A 15,739-nucleotide genomic window follows, 5' to 3' on the forward strand; every position below is an offset into this window, starting at 1 on the left:
TAGGAACTAGCATGAAACGAATAATTCTGCAAACTTTGATGGGCGTCTGCCAAGCTACGGTTTTGGTTGCTGCCCTTGGCTTTGGTGTTGCTGCCAATGCAAATGAAGGCGGCTTTCCATTGGATAAAGTGCCTGACCGTGTAAGCAGCAATGCTTCATTGCAAAACGGCGCCAAGATATTTGTGAACTATTGCTTGAACTGCCATGCAGCTTCTAGCATGCGTTACAACCGCTTGCGCGATATCGGTTTGACCGATCAGCAGATTAAAGACAATCTCATTTTGAACGACGCTAAAGTCGGCGATTTGATGACCACCTCCATGACACCAAAAGAAGGCAAGGCGTTCTTTGGTAAAAACCCACCAGATTTATCTGTTGAGGCTCGTGCTCTTGGCACTGATTGGCTCTACACCTACTTCCGCACTTTCTATAAAGACGACACTACGCAAACAGGTTGGAATAACTTGGTTTACCCAAGCGTGGGTATGCCGCATGTCCTTTGGCAGTTGCAGGGTGAGCGTGCTGCGAAGTTTGAAGAGCATAAAGATCCGCATGACGAAGGCAGAATGGAAAAGGTTTTCGTTGGCTTTGAGCAGTTAACTCCAGGCACAATGAAGCCGCAAGAGTACGACGACAACATCGCCGACTTGGTTGCATTTATGTCATGGATGGCTGAGCCAGTGCAGTTGGAGCGCAAGCGTCTTGGCGTGATCGTGCTCCTATTCCTGGCAATCTTCACCATCTTGGCATGGCGTCTGAATAAAGCCTATTGGAAAGATATTCACTAATTCGATTTAGTGGGCCCTGCAGCTAGGGCCCATAAGTGAAGAGATTTAACACTGTTGTGCGTTTGTTGTATTGAAGTAGAAATTTAAGGAAATAAATTTATGATGGTGTTGTACTCGGGTACTAACTGCCCATTCTCGCAACGCTGCCGTCTTGTGCTTTTTGAAAAAGGCATGGACTTTGAAATCCGTGACGTGGACTTGTTTAACAAGCCTGAAGATATTTCGGTAATGAATCCTTATGGCCAGGTTCCTATCTTGGTTGAGCGTGATTTAATTTTGTATGAGTCAAACATCATCAATGAATATATCGATGAGCGTTTCCCTCACCCACAACTAATGCCGCCTGATCCAGTAGCTCGTGCACGTGCGCGTCTCTTCCTCTTTAATTTTGAGAAAGAGTTATTTGTACACGTTGCCGCTTTGGAAAATGAAAAAGGTAAGGCTGCCGAGAAAGTTCATGAGAAAGCGCGTTTGGCTATTCGCGATCGTCTCACTCAGTTGGCCCCTATATTTGTTAAAAACAAATACATGTTGGGCAATGAGTTCTCTATGCTGGACGTAGCAATTGCGCCATTGTTGTGGCGTCTTGAGCACTACGGCATCGATCTTTCTCGAAATGCTGCAGCTTTGTTGAAGTACGCTGAGCGTATTTTCAGTAGACCCGCTTATATCGAGGCATTAACGCCTTCTGAAAAGGTAATGCGCCGCTAAGCTTCAACTTGCGGTTCATTACAGGTCAGTATGTCTGACGTTCCAAGCAATAAACCCTACCTAATCCGTGCCCTACATCAGTGGTGCACGGATTTTGGTTTTACGCCTTTCATAGCCGTTTTTGTGGACTCAAGGGTTGAAGTGCCCATGGAGTTTGTAAAGAACGACGAGATAGTCTTAAACCTTTCCCTTGAGGCATGCCATCAGCTGCAGCTTGAAAATGATTGGATAAGCTTTCAGGCTAGATTTGGGGGGATCCCAAGGAAGATCATGGTGCCAGTCAGTCATGTTCTCGCAATCTATGCTCGGGAGAATGGCCAAGGAATGTCTTTCCCATTTGACCCTGCTCAGGCTCGCGATTTACATGTGGCCGATTCATCCGATCAAGCCCCAGAAAAGCCGAAAACTAGCAGACCTTCCTTGACGATTGTGAAATAGGCTAAAATATCACCGTTGCCCCTTTAGCTCATCTGGTAGAGCAACTGATTTGTAATCAGTAGGTGGTCTGTTCGAGTCGGACAAGGGGCACCAAATACTTTATAAATGCCTCACTTATGTGGGGCATTTTGCTATGAGGCAGTTGATGATTGGCAGCCTTTTATTTCATTGTCGATTAAGCTGAGGAAAGCATGTCTAGAGGAATAATTTCAATTTACTGGGGTGATGAAGCCAAGCCTCCCATAGAGCGTTTAAAGGCTTCGGTAAAAAAATTTCATCCTAATTTGCCGCATGAAATTATTAAGGTTGAAGCTCCGAGTGGTGACCCTAGTAGCCTTAATCAAAAAGCAGCAATACTTGAGCTCTCACCATTTGAAGAAACGCTTTTTCTAGATTTGGATACAGTAGTTCTTGGCAATTTAGATTTTGGTTTTGAAAAGGCCAAACAATTTGGAATGGCTATCGCTATTTGTGAGGCACCTTGGGGCAAGCGCTATCCAAAAATATTTTCTGGTGACGAGATCGAGTACAACACTGGAGTAATATTTTTTACCAAAAAAGCAAAAGTGGTTTTTGATAAATGGAAAGAGTTGGCGAAAACAATTGACTCTTCAATTCTCGGCATATCCGAAGACGGTATCTATACGATGCCTGCCAACGATCAAGGTTCATTTGCATTGGCAATCGAAGAGACTGGATTTAACCCCTTTATTCTTCCGTTGAATTGGAATTTCCGCCCAATGTGGCAGAGGAGTTTCTTTGGCCCAATTAAGATTTGGCATGACTATGCTGATCCACCTCCGTTCTTTGGTGAATTGAATACTTACTACGCCAATCCAGAATCAATTATTCAGTACCACCAGGGATAAGCCTTAATTTATGAATGAATTACAGATCATCAGCACGTCAGATTCTTTAAATGGTGCCCTAGAGACTTGGTTTATTCAAAATACGCTTTTCGGTGGCGCGCCCTATAGCCTCGGTATTAATCCAGCATTATTGGGTGCTTCGCCAGTCGTGTATCTAGAGCTGAATCAAATCAATGTCGATCTTATTCGCCACATTAAATCTTTAGGCAATAAAGCGGTGCTCTATCACATGGGTGGTGAGCGATTGGATAAAGATATTTCTGCTTATCCAGAGTGTGACTTAGTCATTCGTAATTATTACTTCCCCGGCATCATCAATTCCTCCAATCTTGGTGGAAAAGTCATTTGGGCGCCAAATGGCTTTAGAACTGGTGTTGCCCACGCACGCGATCAAAGCGCATTGAAGAAGGCTTCACAGCGTCAGAGCTTATCTGCATTTTTGGGCTGGATTAATAATGCTGCTTCTTACAACAATGAGCGTGCTAGTTTTGCAGGTCCCGCCGCAGCCTGCGGGGAAAATTTATATGTAATGCCTTCCAATGGATTTGCTGGTGGCTATAACGTAGGTTTGTACTCAGCCATCATGGAAGACAGTATTTTTGCTCCGTGCCCATCGGGAAATAATCCTGAAACTATCCGCCTGTATGACGCACTGGAACTCGGGCGCATTCCGATTTCACTCTCTCATGAGTTCTTGCTTGCGGAAGAAGCTTTGGCTTTGATTGGCCCAGTACCGTTTCCGATTCTCAATTCATGGTCAGAGCTACCTGATTTCTTGGAGAAGATGAAAGCTAGAGTCCTGAACAATCCAAATGAGATATTGGATCTGCAAGAGCGATGCATTCATTGGTGGGCTGATTTCAAATTAGCCATGCAAAAAAAGATTGCCAGCCGCATAGCTAGCCTATAAATCTATTCAGTCAGAATGGATTTACGCGTCTCTGGCAAAAAGATATAAGCCATTATTGCAGCGCTCAATAGGAAAATAACGGGGTACCAAAGGCCGGTGAGATTATTTCCTGACACTTGATTAATCCAAGTAACCGCCAAAGGAAGTAGTCCCCCCACCCAGCCTGCTGCCAGGTTATGGGGCAATGTAGCTGCACTGTTTCTATTTTTTGCGGGAAATAGTTCTGCAAGCAATGCAGTCTGGTCTGAGGACCAACCACCAAGGCTAGCGCTAAAGCTAGCGTCGTTAGCACAAGGCATAAGCCTAAAAGAGAGGCGGAGTTACTTGTCTCTAAATATGCCACCCCTAGGTTCTCTAAAAGCTTAAATGCTGGAATGATAAAAATGGCCCCAAGCGTAACGCCACATATCACTACCGGTTTACGTCCAATCTTGTCCGAAAGCCAGCCTGAAAAGATGGTCAATGGAAAGAGTATTAGGGTGGAGCCAATGCTGAGTTGATCGACCAGTTCTGCAGGGAGCTTAATCGCAGTCTTTAAGAAGATGGCTACATACACTTGAACACAGAAAAACAAAATAGCACCGCTAGATGAAATGCAAAAGAAGAGCAAAAACATTCTTTTGCGAATCTCTGGGTCCTTAAAATTATTTGTCAGTTGCGATTTTGTTTTTGCGCCCTTATTCAACATCCCTAGAAAAACAGGCGTTTCTTCAAGTGACTTGCGTATCCAAAAGCCAATACCCAGCAGCAATATCGAAAGCCAAAATGGCACGCGCCAACCCCATGACTGAAATTCCTCGGGGGAAGGGTAATTGGAAGGGTAATTTCTAAGCAGTGCAATTTGTAAGGTGGAAAAGAGTATTCCCAGGGGCCCCATGAGTTGCAAGAAGCTTGTTTTAAAGCCTCTATGCTTATTTCCTGCATGCTCCGTTAGATAGACTGCGCTACCGCCAATTTCACCTCCGGCAGATAGGCCCTGCAAAAGTCGTAAGCTAACTAAAAGAATGGGAGCCCAGATGCCAATATGGGAATAGGTTGGCAGAAAGCCTACACTCACCGTCGCAAAGCCCATTATGGCGATGGTAATCATGAATACCGGTTTACGGCCTATGCGATTGCCTATAGAGCCGAAAAGGGCGGACCCGATGGGGGGCGGGCACTACCATTCCAACGCCAAAGGTCGCCAGGCTCGCTAAAAGCCCGGCATTAGGGTCGCTGGAGGGAAAAAATAAGGGCCCAAATACAACCGCTAGGGTGGCGAAGGTTAGGAGGTCATACCACTCTAAAAATGTGCCAAAACAGGCTGCAAGGGCCACTTTCCGGTAGGAGTGCGAATCCCCATTTTTCTCTAAGTAACTGATTTTATTCAATTTATATCTTTAATAGTATTTATTTGTTGCATAGCAGCAAAAATTCCTTGCTTTGTCATATTTGCTCAGTTACAGTTTCATGGTGCAGTGCAATATTTAAGGTATCTACATCCTCCTTAATTAGCACTTAATTGACTAGTTGTACCACTTAATATTTCTGGAGAAATACATGAACCAAGAACAAATCACCACTAAATTGTCCCAAATTAACAGCGAAGGCCTTGAGGCTTCATTTTCTCTAAGCGAAGCCGCTTTGGTAAATGCTCAAAAATTGGCTGAATTGAACTATGCAGCATCCAAAGACGCTTTGGTAAATGCGCAAGACGGTTTTCAACAAGTTTTGACAGCAAAAGACCCAAAGCAAGTTACTGAACTTTTAAATGCTGAGACATTGCAAGCTGCAGGTAATCAAGCCGCTGCCTACCAAAAGAAAGTAAGCAAAGTATTGCGTGATAGCAATAAAGAATTTGCAAACGTAGTTGATGCAAGCATCGACCAGTTGCAAGATGGTTTCCAAGACTGGATTAATACTGTTGCTTCAAATGCACCTGCTGGTTCCGAGACTTTCATCTCTTCTTTCAAGACTGTATACGGAAGTGCGTTGCAAGGTTTTGAGCAGTTCCGCGCTGCTAGCAAAGAAGCGTTTGCAACTGCTGAGAAAACTGCTGATCAGGCACTCGAAACAGTACAAGGTCAAATTGCTCAAGTTAAGAAAGCTGCTACACCTGCATCACGTAGCCGCAAAGCTGCTTAATTAGAGAATTTACTAAAGCATTACGTTTTAAAAAACCCACCTAGTGTGAGCTAGGCGGGTTTTTGTTTGTCTTGACTAAAGAAAATATTATTTATTTTGGGCGCTACTCAAAGTCTGAAGATGATTCGAGTAGCGCCGCCGCTATATTCTTACTGGGCTTAACGCCTAGTTCGCGAACTTTTTCGGCGGAGCGTATGAGATTGCCTTTGCCAGTCTTTAATTTATTGAATGCGTCGTGATAACTTGTCTGCGCCTGGTCTAGTCGTTGGCCAAGCTTCTCAAGATCATCTACAAATCCAACAAATTTGTCGTAAAGATTGCCGCATTGTTTCGCAATCTCAAGGGCATTGCGATTTTGATGATCCTGTCTCCACAAATGGGCAACAGTGCGCAAAGTAGCCATCAAGGTGCTGGGGCAAACCAGCACAATATTTTTTGCTAAAGCTTCTTGGTAAAGATTGGGCGCAGTCTTTAGTGCCAATAAGAATGCTGGCTCAATTGGTACAAACATTAAAACAAAGTCTACTGAGCCAACGCCATACAGGGCGCTATAGTTCTTGCCAGATAAGCCTTGAATATGTTGGCGCAGCGACTGGATATGGGCTGCCAACTCTTGTTCTGCTTTAGCTGGATCTGTGGCTTCAGCGTGCCTTGCATAGGCCGTAATAGATACCTTGCTATCGACAACCAGACTTCTACCTTCAGGCAGCTTGATAACAACGTCAGGTTGTAAGCGTGAGCCATCTGTTTGCGTATGGCTATCTTGCACAAGATATTCTTCGCCTTTGCGTAGACCCGAAGATTCCAAGATGGATTCCAGAACTAGCTCCCCCCAATTACCCTGAACTTTAGAGTCACCTTTTAGGGCTTGAGTTAAGGAACGGGTCTCGTCTGACATGCGCAGATTGAGATTGGCGAGTCGTTCAATTTCACTTTTGAGTGCATGGCGCTCACGTGCTTCATTGCCATAGGAGTTGCTTACCTGCTCTTTAAATTCAGTGAGCTTGGTTTGTAGTGGCTTTAATAAAGCATCCAAGCTAGCTGCATTCTGTTCGGTGAAGCGTTTGGATTTGTCTTCCAAAATCTCGTTGGCCAAGTTTTTAAACTGGTTTGTGAGCGCTTCCTTTGCTTCATTGAGCGATTCAATTCGACCGAGGCCTTGTTTTCGTTCTGAGTCGAGCTCTGCTTCAAGGCGAATCGCATTTTGAAGTGCCTTGTCGCGTTCGGCGCGCATGCTTGCCGTCAGAGAGGCAACCGCTTGTACTTGTTGTTCTACGCGAGTCAGTGCTGAATGTAAATTGAGCGCATAAACCAAAAGGCCTGCACACAAACCTAAGGGCAGGCCAAACAGTAGAAGAGAGCTAAGATCGAAGGTCACAGCGAAAGAGCTTAGGCCTGAACCAATTTTTGTAGCTCACCAGATTGATACATCTCAGTCATGATGTCTGAGCCACCAATAAATTCACCATTAATGTAAAGCTGTGGAATAGTCGGCCAATTGGCATATTCTTTAATTCCTTGGTGGATTCCGGCATCTTCCAAAACATTCACGGTGTGTAGATTTTCGACTCCACTAGCGCGCAAAATATTTACAGCATTGCCAGAGAAAGCCGTATTGTGGAAACTGTGCTGTGCCCTTCCTTCATAAACAACATCACTGGATGGCTGGTAACGATTTCTTTAATTTGAGCTTGTGTGTCCATAAATTCTTTCTAGTAAGGCAGCCTTTACGCAAAGGCAGTTTGAAAACAGGGATTATTTGATTTTAAGACTTTATGCGAAATAGGGTTATTTATAAGCCTATTTTTCTGCCTGAAGCCACTCGAGTGTGCCCAGCCAAATCCTGGTGGGTTTGAATATCCGCAAGTCCGGCAGCTTTCATAATGGCAACAACAGCTTCGGATTGATCAAAGCCGTGCTCGACGGCAATTAAGCCATTGGAATTTAGACGCGTGGCTGCTCCGGCAATAATGACTTCAAGGCAAGTCAGACCACTGGCATGATCGGTAAGTGCTGATATTGGTTCAAAGCGTAAGTCGCCCTGAGTGAGGCGCTCATCCTGAGAGGCGATATAGGGCGGATTACTCAAGATGACGTCAAAGCGCTCATCAGGTTGCAAAGCTGAGTACCAGTTGCCTTGAGCAAATTGGACGCGTGATGCAATGTTTAGAAGTTCGGCATTTTTTTTGGCAACCTCTAAAGCCTCTGGCGATTGATCTGTTGCGGTGACTGCTAGATGAGGAGCTTCATGTGCAATTGCTAAAGCAATAGCACCAGAACCAGTACCAAGATCAAGAACTTTAGCTGCCTCCCCCAAGCCCTCAACTTCACGCAATCCGATTTCAACTAGTAATTCTGTTTCTGGGCGCGGTATCAAAACACCAGGCGCCACATAAAGCTCAATGTTATGAAACCCTCTTTTCCCCACGAGGTATGCGATTGGTTCGCCATTCATTCGCCTGGACTCTAAGTTTTTCCATTGCGTGAGGGCTTGGGGGTTCAATGCCATCTCATTGCGAGAAAGTAATGCTGAGCGAGGGAGCTGGTAGTGCTGCTCGAGGACATGAGCCATCAGGATTCGTGCATCGCTAGGTGGAAGCAGGGAGGCGCTCAATAGCGAGCGCAGGCTAAATTCAGCACTCATAAAGTGTTTTAGTTATCGCCTAGTGCGGCAAGCAATTCAGCTTGATGTTCGGATGCAAGTGCGTTACAAAGATCATCGATATCGCCATCCATCATGGCATCAATCTTATAGAGCGTCAGATTAATACGATGGTCAGTAATGCGCCCTTGAGGGAAGTTATACGTGCGAATGCGATCACTACGATCGCCGGAGCCAATTAAAGATTTCCTAGTTTGTGCCTCAAGCTGGTGTTTCTCGCGTTCGCGGGCATCCATGATGCGCGATACCAAAACCTTCATAGCTTGTTCGCGGTTGCGGTGTTGGCTGCGATCATCTTGGCACTCAACTACCGTGCCTGTTGGCAAGTGCGTAATACGTACTGCAGAGTCAGTTTTGTTAATGTGCTGTCCACCGGCACCTGAGGCTCGGAAGGTATCAATTCGCAATTCAGCAGGATTAATCTTGACGGCTTCTAATTCATCCGCTTCTGGCATGACGGCAACTGTGCACGCTGATGTGTGAATACGCCCTTGTGTTTCGGTCTGTGGAACACGTTGGACGCGATGGCCGCCAGATTCAAATTTGAGTCGCGAGTAAACAGATTGGCCTACTAGGCGTAAGACAACCTCTTTATATCCACCTAAATCTGATTCAGCGGCGCTGACCACTTCGACCTTCCAGCCCTGTCGTTCAGCAAAGCGGGTGTACATATGTAGGAGATCGCCAGCGAAAAGGGCGCTTTCATCACCGCCTGTGCCTGCCCGTATTTCTAGAAAGACGTTGCGTTCGTCGTTCTCATCTTTTGGGAGTAATAGCTTTTGCAGGACCTCTTCAAGCTCTTCCATGGTGGCAAGCGCTTGTTTTTGTTCTTCGTCTGCAAAGTCCTTCATTTCGGGGTCTTTGCGCATCTCTTCTGCAGCTTGAGCATCCGCTTCCGCTTGCTTATAAAGGCCGAACTGTTCAACTACGGCCGCGATATCAGAATGTTCGCGCGTGAGCTTCCGATAGGCATCCATATCTTTGGTTGCTTCTTCGGAAGTTAAAAGGGAATTGAGTTCGGCTAAGCGCGTGTCTAGGTGGTCTAGCTTAGCCCGCATGCTGGGCTTCATCTAATGGTCTTCTGGCTTGGAGTGTGAGGCAAATAGATTTGGTAGCAGCTTAATAAGAGCGTCGCGCTCTGCGCCATTGGAGTGTTGTAGTGCATGCAAAGAGCCATGCAAGAATTTATTGGTAAGACCTTGCGCCATTGCATTAAGGACTTCTTGAGGGTCGTCGCCACGCATTAAGCGTTTCATAGCACGCTCTAATTCAAGTTGACGTAAACGTTCGCCTTGCTGCTGAATATCTTGAATCAGAGGCACTGTTTTGCGGCCCTGCATCCAATGCATAAAATTTCCAACCCGATCTTCAATGATCGCTTCAGCTTGACTTGCTGCTGCTTGACGTAAGTTGGCACCAGGCTGAATCATGACACCTAAATCATCGACGGTATAAAGATAGATATCTTCGAGCCTTGAGATCTCAGGTTCAAAGTCACGCGGCACTGCTAAGTCGATCATCACCATTGGTTTATGGCGACGCTGCTTGAGCGCACTCTCAACCATACCAAGACCAATAATTGGTAGGGAAGAAGCCGTACTTGACACGATGATGTCGAATTCATGAAGACGCTCTGGAAGCTCTGAGAGCTTGAAAGATTCTGCCTGTACATCTTGTTCGGAAATGGAGTCAGCCAATTCTTGGCCGCGTTCGATAGTGCGGTTAGCAATTGCTACGCTCTTAGGCTTGCGCGACACAAAATGTGTTGCGCATAAAGTAATCATGTCACCAGCGCCGATAAATAAAACGCGTTGCTCAGAAATTTTTTCAAAGATGCGCTCTGATAGGCGTACCGATGCGGCTGCCATTGAAATAGAGTGTGCGCCGATCTCTGTAGAGCCGCGAACTTCCTTAGCTACGGAAAATGTTTTTTGAAAAAGATGATTTAAGTAGGTACCCAGTACGCCAGCATTATTTGCAGTACGAACAGCATCTTTCATCTGCCCCAGGATTTGGGTTTCACCAATCACCATTGAATCTAATCCGCAAGCAACTCTAAACGCATGTCGTACAGCGTCCGATTGGGGTAGCGAATAAATATGAGGCTGAAGGCTGCTGGGCGCAAGTTGTTGGGTTTTAGCCAGCCAGTCGAAAGTGGCTTCGTGCAAATGTCCTGCGGCACTATCGTCATTGGCTGCGCAATAGACTTCAGTACGGTTGCAAGTAGACAAAATAGTTGCTTCTGGCAGCCCGGCCTGATTCGCGCCAACTAAATGTTGGCGTAGGTCGTGCAACGCTTCTTGAAGAAATTCAGGGTCAAAGGCGACCTTTTCCCGAATGGCGACCGGCGCTGTGCGATGATTGATGCCGAGTGTCAACAACTTCATAATGGTGATTATAGATTTGATGGCAGCATGCATTATTGGGGATAAGAATGGGGTTTTTAGCTTTTCTGGTGATTGGGGCTATATCCGGGGCATCGGCTTGGATGTTTTATCCTGGCCGCTCCAGTGGCTCTGGGCTTGGAAAGTTCTTGCTAGCTATGCTGGCGGGCTTTATTTTTGCCGCTGCAGGCGCTTATTTTGGGCAGTACATGGGCTTTTTCGAGTCTGGACAAATGTTGGAGTGGCTGAGCGCCATATTTGCCTCCTGCCTGGCAAGTTGTGTTTATAGCGCTTTAGCTAAATAAGTCTGTTTGCGTCTGGCCGACCCACTGAATGGGTGTGCGGGCATGAGCTATTAACCATTGATTTGTTTTGGAGAAGTGTCCGCAACTCATTTTTCCGCCGGGCTCTAAAAAAGGCTTATCCGTCTTATAGACTCCAAGCCCCGATGGGTGGGATGATTGCAAGATCAGCTGATTAGCTTCAGATTGAATGAGAGGCAATTTTGACTGGGCATGTCCTCCCCACAACATCCAAACCAAATGTAAATTTTTTTGTGCAAGAGCAGCTATTAGTTTGTCGATCAAACTTCTCCATCCCAAGCTTGTGTGACTTCCAGCCTCACCTAGTTTTACGCTCAGGGCGGTATTAAGAAGTAGTACACCTTGTTTCGCCCAGTGATGTAAATCACCATTGGGCAAATAACCAAAACCCTCAAGAGCAAGCGCTTTACTGATGTTTCGAAGTGAGCTTGGAAATTCTCGTGAGTTTGTTGGGATGTTTTCTGGAATTGAAAAAGCCAATCCTTGAGCTAGACCGGGCGAATGATATGGGTCCTGCCCGAGAACGACGACGTTAACTGAATCAACGGGGGTCAGCTTTAGTGCTTTAAAAAAATTCTCTGGTTCAGGTCGAACCTCTTGAGACTTTAGGACAAGATGTAAATTTTCTTCTAGCCTTTTCCAGTCCGAAGATTCGAAGTAGTCGCCTAATAAGACTTCTTGCCAATCTCGAGGAATATCTTCCTTGGAAAAAGAATGCATCTGCTTGCTATCAGGAGCGCGGAGTTAAATCGTATTGCATCGGAACCTGTGAGGCTTGTAATATCAAGATGCGCTCATGTTCCATGTCATCTCGATAAAAGGAGATCTCTAGGCTCTGATTCTCGGGTAGGCTTCCAAGAACCTTATCCCAGCGTGCAGCTGTAATGCGTTGCCCATTGAAGCTTGCCAGCAAATCTCCTGCCGTAAGGCCCGCTGCTTGAGCGGCCCCGCCATCTAAGACGTGAGTCACCTTAAGCCAACCACTCACTTCGGCGTGACGCAACCCAAGTTGAAGCTTGATCTTTTCGAGTTTTGTATGAGTCTTAGTGGCTACCGAGACCACTTTAGAGTTAAGCCATTTCTGCAGCGGAATATCTTCGGTGCCAAAGATATAGCGCGTCTTTATCTCTTGCCAAATCTTGTTGAATCCATTGCCCAATAATTGATGTATTAATGTATCCAATCCATCTTCGGGAATTCCATCCATTGTTTGGCCATGCGTCTTCCAAATTAAGCGCATCAAGTCATCGAGAGATTTCTGATTTTTCGAGAAAGCGCGGATTTGTAGATCAAGACCAAGCGCAAGTAATGCGCCTTTGCCGTAATAGCTCACCACTGCATTAGGGGTATTTTCATCGGCCTGGTAATACTTGGTCCAGGCATCAAATGAGCTGTCTGCCAAACTCTGCTTTTGTCGTCCGGGGCCCCGTAAAACGCCATTCCAGTTGTCGGCAACTAATTTTAGGTAGGTCTTAAGATCTATGCGCTTGCTGCGAAAGAGTTGAAGATCGTCGTAATAGCTGGTGAAGCCCTCAAACAACCAAAGTAAACGGGTGTGATTGCGTTGCGTTAGATCATATGGTTGAAATGCTTTTGGTTGAATGCGCTTTACTAGCCAAGCATGAAAATATTCATGACTGCATAAGCCTAAAAATTCACGATAGGCATTCTCCTCAAATAGAGCGCCTGCCTGTGGAATTTGATCACGACGACACAGTAGTGCAGTGCTATTGCGATGTTCTAGTCCACCATATCCATTGAGGACTGCATTGACCAAGAACAGGTAATTGGAGAAGGGTGCTTTTTTAGTTTTGGGTTCAAAAAGATTGATTGTGGAAGCGCAGATGGCCTGCAGGTCATTTTCTAAACGTGCTTTATCTATGGGGTGAATGCACCCCTGTATTGCCATAGAGTGGGGTGTGCCATTGGAGATCCAGCGGGCAATTTGAAATTCACCTATGGCAACAGGATGATCCAATAAGTCGTCGTAATTCTGCGCAAGATAAAAACCAAAACCCTGGGCGTCAGTTTTAGCTGACCGCAAGCTTGTTTGTACTGACCAATGATCAGCAAAAGGGCTTTCAGGTCGAATGATGGCAAGAGAGCAAGGGAGGCTTTCTTGTCCTTGCGCGGCTAGGCAAAGGCTGGTGGCGTTGAAGAATGCACGTTCAGTATCAAGATAAGCCGCACGTACTGACGAGTCGAAGGCGTAAACCGTTGTGAGTATCTCTACTGCAGTATTTATTTTGGGAAGTCGCCATTGATCGTTACTTAATCTTTCAAGAGCAATTTTTTTCTTGGAATCGCCTGCAACAAACGCTTCAATTGATTCAATGCGCTTGCTGAAATCACGAATCAAATAGCTCCCGGGAATCCAAGCTGGCATCTGCAGTATCTGACCCTCTGGATTGGGGTTGGATATGTGAAGCTTTACTTTAAAGTGGTGACCCTGAAGATCTGCTGGCCATATGGTGTACTGAATTGCTGGTAAGTCAGAGTTCTTCATATGAATTATTTCAGTGAGCTAAATTTCTTTTCGATATGAGTAATTTGAACGGCGCCAGGAAAACGGCTGCCATCGGTAAAGAAGAGTGTTGGCGTACCAGTAATGCCGTAGGTCTTCGCAAAAGCCATATTTTTATCAAGAGGGGTGGTGCAATCACTCTTACCACTTGGGGTGATGCCATTCACCATCCAGTCCATATATGACTTGTAGGGGTCTGCCGAGCACAAAATTTGCTTTGATTTTTGTGCGGAGTCTGGAGAGAGGATGGGGATGAGGTAGGTGTAAATGGTGACGTTATCCAATTGCTGCAGAGATTTTTCTAGGCGTTTGCAATATCCGCAATTGGGATCAGAGAACACGGCAAGCTGTCGACTGCCGTTGCCGCGAACATTTTTAATGGCATTTGCTGGATTTAAGTCAGTCCATTTAATGCGATTTAGATCAGACTGCCTTTGCTCGGTAATATTTTTACCACTTGCCAATTCAATGACTTCACCTTGAATGAGGTATTTGCTTCCAGCATCCGTATAGATGATCTCATTGCCTACAATGACCTCATATAAGCCTGGGATAGGTGCAGGGGCAACGCTTTTAACTTTGACATTGGAACCCAATTTTTTCTGCAATTCAGTTTTTATCTGTTGCTCTGTTTGCGCGTAGGCGTAACCACCCAAAAAAATAGTGGCGCCAATTAAGGTGGCGGCGGATAAAAATTTAATCAAAATCGATTTCCCCTAAAGCGCGTTCAATGAGGCGCTGTTTTATAAAGTGACTTTTATTTACGAGGCCAAGACCCCAATTTCGAATTTGATTTTCCGTGTTACTGCTTGCGGAAAATAATTTCTTCAGTTTATCGGTGACCCACAAGAGCGCGCTGGTGTCACCTTGCCTTTGACGCTCATATCGACGCAAGAGCACTAAGTCACTTGGTGAGCGGAATGATTCACGCTTACCTAATATGTTGAGCAGCACCGCTACATCTCGCAATCCTAGGTTTAAGCCTTGCCCTGCCAATGGGTGCATTACATGGGCGGCATCTCCAATGAGTGCAACCTTTGGGTGGCTATCTGGACCAATAAAACGTTGCGCGCGAATTTTTCTCAGAGGAAATGCGGCTGGTTCTGAGTTGAGGGTAAGCTCACCAAGTTGTTTGCTGATCGCGCCATTGGCAATAGTGGATAAACGATCAAGCCATTGTTGTTGATTGAGCTTTAGTAGGCTGGCGGCATTATCTGGTGAAGTTGACCATACCATCGATACTTGTTTGCCTGGTAGCGGCAACATTGCCACAATATCTCCACCAGGCAAGAACCACTGAAAAGCAGTTTCAAGATGTGGATAGGTGCAAAGCCAATTTGCAACAACGGCGCTTTGTGAATAACTTTCTTCAGTAGCAGTGATTCCTAATTCAGTGCGTATCGGAGAATTAGCCCCATCAGCGGCAACGAGAAGTTTTGCGCGAATCGCGCTGCCATTGTTGAGGTGTGCAGTAACGCCATCGGCATCCACTTCTACCTTTTTGACTGCATCACTAATGCGCTCCAATTTATTTTGAAAGCGTGATGCTTGATCAAGAGTATGTTCAATTAAATTTGATTCACCTATCCAAGCTAATTGGGGTACGCCAGCTTCAAACGCCGAAAGGTGGAGTTGATCATCCTTTTCGCCGCGATCACCATAGATGCGCATATCGCGAACTGGCTGAAGGCGGTTGCGATCAAGCGCATCCCAAATTTGTAAATGGGCGAGTAGTTTTTGGGTGCTAGGAGAAAAAGCATAGATTCGTTGTCCCCACTGAGGTCCTTGGGGGCTGGCAACGCTCTGCTCTAGGTCAGGTGCAACTTCGATGGTTTGCAGTCCCAGTTGAGCCAAACCCAGGGCGCAAGCCTTACCAGCAATGCCACCACCCACCACAAGCACGTCTACAGAGCGGGTGGGGGCTGAATGTCCAGGGGATTTGGAGGGGGAAATTGGGTTAACTTCTGACATAACTCGATGATATCGAAACAAGCCCCTTTACAATA

At 45.8% G+C, this 15,739-nt stretch carries 16 protein-coding genes, 1 tRNA gene and 1 pseudogene; 8 read left to right on the forward strand and 10 right to left on the reverse strand.

All coding sequences use genetic code 11. The features are described from left to right. The first annotated feature begins 11 nt into the window (after positions 1-11). From DXE27_RS04005 to DXE27_RS04030, 6 genes are all read left to right on the forward strand, one after another. Positions 12-788 (forward strand): cytochrome c1, encoded by a 777-nt coding sequence (locus tag DXE27_RS04005; protein WP_128112993.1) that lies wholly within the window; start codon positions 12-14, stop codon positions 786-788. A 99-nt stretch (positions 789-887) separates the two neighbouring features. Next, the gene (locus tag DXE27_RS04010) at positions 888-1,499 is read left to right on the forward strand and encodes a glutathione S-transferase N-terminal domain-containing protein (RefSeq protein WP_128112994.1); all 612 of its coding nucleotides are present in this window, start codon (positions 888-890) and stop codon (positions 1,497-1,499) included. Between the two features lie 30 nt (positions 1,500-1,529). Then, entirely contained in the window at positions 1,530-1,937 is a 408-nt protein-coding gene (locus tag DXE27_RS04015) for a ClpXP protease specificity-enhancing factor (RefSeq protein WP_128112995.1), read from the forward strand. Positions 1,938-1,954: 17 nt separating this feature from the next. Beyond that, positions 1,955-2,030 (forward strand) — tRNA-Thr (locus DXE27_RS04020). A gap of 98 nt (positions 2,031-2,128) precedes the next feature. After that, positions 2,129-2,806: a glycosyltransferase family protein gene (locus tag DXE27_RS04025; RefSeq protein ID WP_128112996.1), complete on the forward strand. Its 678-nt coding sequence runs from the start codon at positions 2,129-2,131 to the stop codon at positions 2,804-2,806. Positions 2,807-2,816: 10 nt separating this feature from the next. Then, the gene (locus DXE27_RS04030) at positions 2,817-3,716 is read left to right on the forward strand and encodes a glycosyltransferase family 47 protein (RefSeq protein ID WP_128112997.1); all 900 of its coding nucleotides are present in this window, start codon (positions 2,817-2,819) and stop codon (positions 3,714-3,716) included. Between the two features lie 64 nt (positions 3,717-3,780). On the opposite strand, the gene DXE27_RS04035 is transcribed toward DXE27_RS04030, so the two are convergent. Then, positions 3,781-4,806, reverse strand: coding sequence for an MFS transporter (locus DXE27_RS04035; protein ID WP_231969643.1), 1,026 nt, complete (start codon positions 4,804-4,806; stop codon positions 3,781-3,783). 449 nt (positions 4,807-5,255) lie between these two features. Between DXE27_RS04035 and DXE27_RS04040 the strand changes: the two genes are divergently transcribed. Then, on the forward strand, positions 5,256-5,840 hold the full coding sequence (locus DXE27_RS04040) for a phasin family protein (protein WP_128112998.1): 585 nt from the start codon (positions 5,256-5,258) through the stop codon (positions 5,838-5,840). Positions 5,841-5,943: 103 nt separating this feature from the next. Here DXE27_RS04040 and DXE27_RS04045 read toward each other — a convergent pair whose 3' ends face one another. The 5 genes and pseudogenes from DXE27_RS04045 to hemA form a co-directional block, all read right to left on the reverse strand. Then, positions 5,944-7,218 (reverse strand): DNA recombination protein RmuC, encoded by a 1,275-nt coding sequence (locus tag DXE27_RS04045; protein ID WP_128112999.1) that lies wholly within the window; start codon positions 7,216-7,218, stop codon positions 5,944-5,946. A gap of 11 nt (positions 7,219-7,229) precedes the next feature. Then, a pseudogene (gene grxD, locus DXE27_RS04050) lies at positions 7,230-7,543 on the reverse strand (Grx4 family monothiol glutaredoxin). 89 nt (positions 7,544-7,632) lie between these two features. Further along, positions 7,633-8,484: a peptide chain release factor N(5)-glutamine methyltransferase gene (gene prmC / locus DXE27_RS04055; RefSeq protein WP_128113000.1), complete on the reverse strand. Its 852-nt coding sequence runs from the start codon at positions 8,482-8,484 to the stop codon at positions 7,633-7,635. 8 nt (positions 8,485-8,492) lie between these two features. Then, positions 8,493-9,572 (reverse strand): peptide chain release factor 1, encoded by a 1,080-nt coding sequence (gene prfA, locus DXE27_RS04060; RefSeq protein ID WP_128113001.1) that lies wholly within the window; start codon positions 9,570-9,572, stop codon positions 8,493-8,495. After that, positions 9,573-10,889 carry a glutamyl-tRNA reductase gene (hemA, locus tag DXE27_RS04065; protein ID WP_128113002.1) on the reverse strand — a complete coding sequence of 439 codons (1,317 nt, stop codon included), beginning with the start codon at positions 10,887-10,889 and terminating at the stop codon, positions 9,573-9,575. A 47-nt stretch (positions 10,890-10,936) separates the two neighbouring features. On the opposite strand from hemA, the gene DXE27_RS04070 reads away from it, so the two are divergent. Next, entirely contained in the window at positions 10,937-11,191 is a 255-nt protein-coding gene (locus tag DXE27_RS04070) for a hypothetical protein (RefSeq protein ID WP_128113003.1), read from the forward strand. Here the strand turns inward: DXE27_RS04070 and DXE27_RS04075 are convergent. The 4 genes from DXE27_RS04075 to DXE27_RS04090 are packed head-to-tail and all read right to left on the reverse strand — an operon-like array spanning position 11,180 to position 15,704. Continuing rightward, a complete protein-coding gene (locus tag DXE27_RS04075) occupies positions 11,180-11,929 on the reverse strand; it encodes a uracil-DNA glycosylase (protein ID WP_128113004.1) in 750 nt (249 codons plus the stop codon). The genes DXE27_RS04070 and DXE27_RS04075 overlap by 12 nt on opposite strands. 10 nt (positions 11,930-11,939) lie before the next feature. Beyond that, positions 11,940-13,715 carry a M61 family metallopeptidase gene (locus DXE27_RS04080; protein WP_128113005.1) on the reverse strand — a complete coding sequence of 592 codons (1,776 nt, stop codon included), beginning with the start codon at positions 13,713-13,715 and terminating at the stop codon, positions 11,940-11,942. Positions 13,716-13,720: 5 nt separating this feature from the next. Continuing rightward, positions 13,721-14,437, reverse strand: coding sequence for a DsbC family protein (locus DXE27_RS04085; RefSeq protein WP_172457108.1), 717 nt, complete (start codon positions 14,435-14,437; stop codon positions 13,721-13,723). Further along, positions 14,430-15,704, reverse strand: coding sequence for an FAD-dependent monooxygenase (locus DXE27_RS04090; RefSeq protein WP_128113006.1), 1,275 nt, complete (start codon positions 15,702-15,704; stop codon positions 14,430-14,432). Before DXE27_RS04090 ends, DXE27_RS04085 begins: the two co-directional genes overlap by 8 nt. Positions 15,705-15,739: the final 35 nt, after the last annotated feature.

The sequence above is a fragment of the Polynucleobacter necessarius genome (assembly GCF_900096755.1).
Lineage (GTDB): Bacteria > Pseudomonadota > Gammaproteobacteria > Burkholderiales > Burkholderiaceae > Polynucleobacter > Polynucleobacter necessarius_K.

Excerpts from the sequence above, each read along its gene's own strand:
- DXE27_RS04005 (WP_128112993.1), top strand. The coding sequence starts at position 12 with ATGAAACGAATAATTCTGCAAACTTTGATGGGCGTCTGCCAAGCTACG.
- DXE27_RS04010 (WP_128112994.1), top strand. The coding sequence starts at position 888 with ATGATGGTGTTGTACTCGGGTACTAACTGCCCATTCTCGCAACGCTGC.
- DXE27_RS04015 (WP_128112995.1), top strand. The coding sequence starts at position 1,530 with ATGTCTGACGTTCCAAGCAATAAACCCTACCTAATCCGTGCCCTACAT.
- DXE27_RS04025 (WP_128112996.1), top strand. The coding sequence starts at position 2,129 with ATGTCTAGAGGAATAATTTCAATTTACTGGGGTGATGAAGCCAAGCCT.
- DXE27_RS04030 (WP_128112997.1), top strand. The coding sequence starts at position 2,817 with ATGAATGAATTACAGATCATCAGCACGTCAGATTCTTTAAATGGTGCC.
- DXE27_RS04035 (WP_231969643.1), bottom strand. The coding sequence starts at position 4,806 with ATGATTACCATCGCCATAATGGGCTTTGCGACGGTGAGTGTAGGCTTT.
- DXE27_RS04040 (WP_128112998.1), top strand. The coding sequence starts at position 5,256 with ATGAACCAAGAACAAATCACCACTAAATTGTCCCAAATTAACAGCGAA.
- prmC (WP_128113000.1), bottom strand. The coding sequence starts at position 8,484 with ATGAGTGCTGAATTTAGCCTGCGCTCGCTATTGAGCGCCTCCCTGCTT.
- prfA (WP_128113001.1), bottom strand. The coding sequence starts at position 9,572 with ATGAAGCCCAGCATGCGGGCTAAGCTAGACCACCTAGACACGCGCTTA.
- hemA (WP_128113002.1), bottom strand. The coding sequence starts at position 10,889 with ATGAAGTTGTTGACACTCGGCATCAATCATCGCACAGCGCCGGTCGCC.
- DXE27_RS04070 (WP_128113003.1), top strand. The coding sequence starts at position 10,937 with ATGGGGTTTTTAGCTTTTCTGGTGATTGGGGCTATATCCGGGGCATCG.
- DXE27_RS04075 (WP_128113004.1), bottom strand. The coding sequence starts at position 11,929 with ATGCATTCTTTTTCCAAGGAAGATATTCCTCGAGATTGGCAAGAAGTC.
- DXE27_RS04080 (WP_128113005.1), bottom strand. The coding sequence starts at position 13,715 with ATGAAGAACTCTGACTTACCAGCAATTCAGTACACCATATGGCCAGCA.
- DXE27_RS04090 (WP_128113006.1), bottom strand. The coding sequence starts at position 15,704 with ATGTCAGAAGTTAACCCAATTTCCCCCTCCAAATCCCCTGGACATTCA.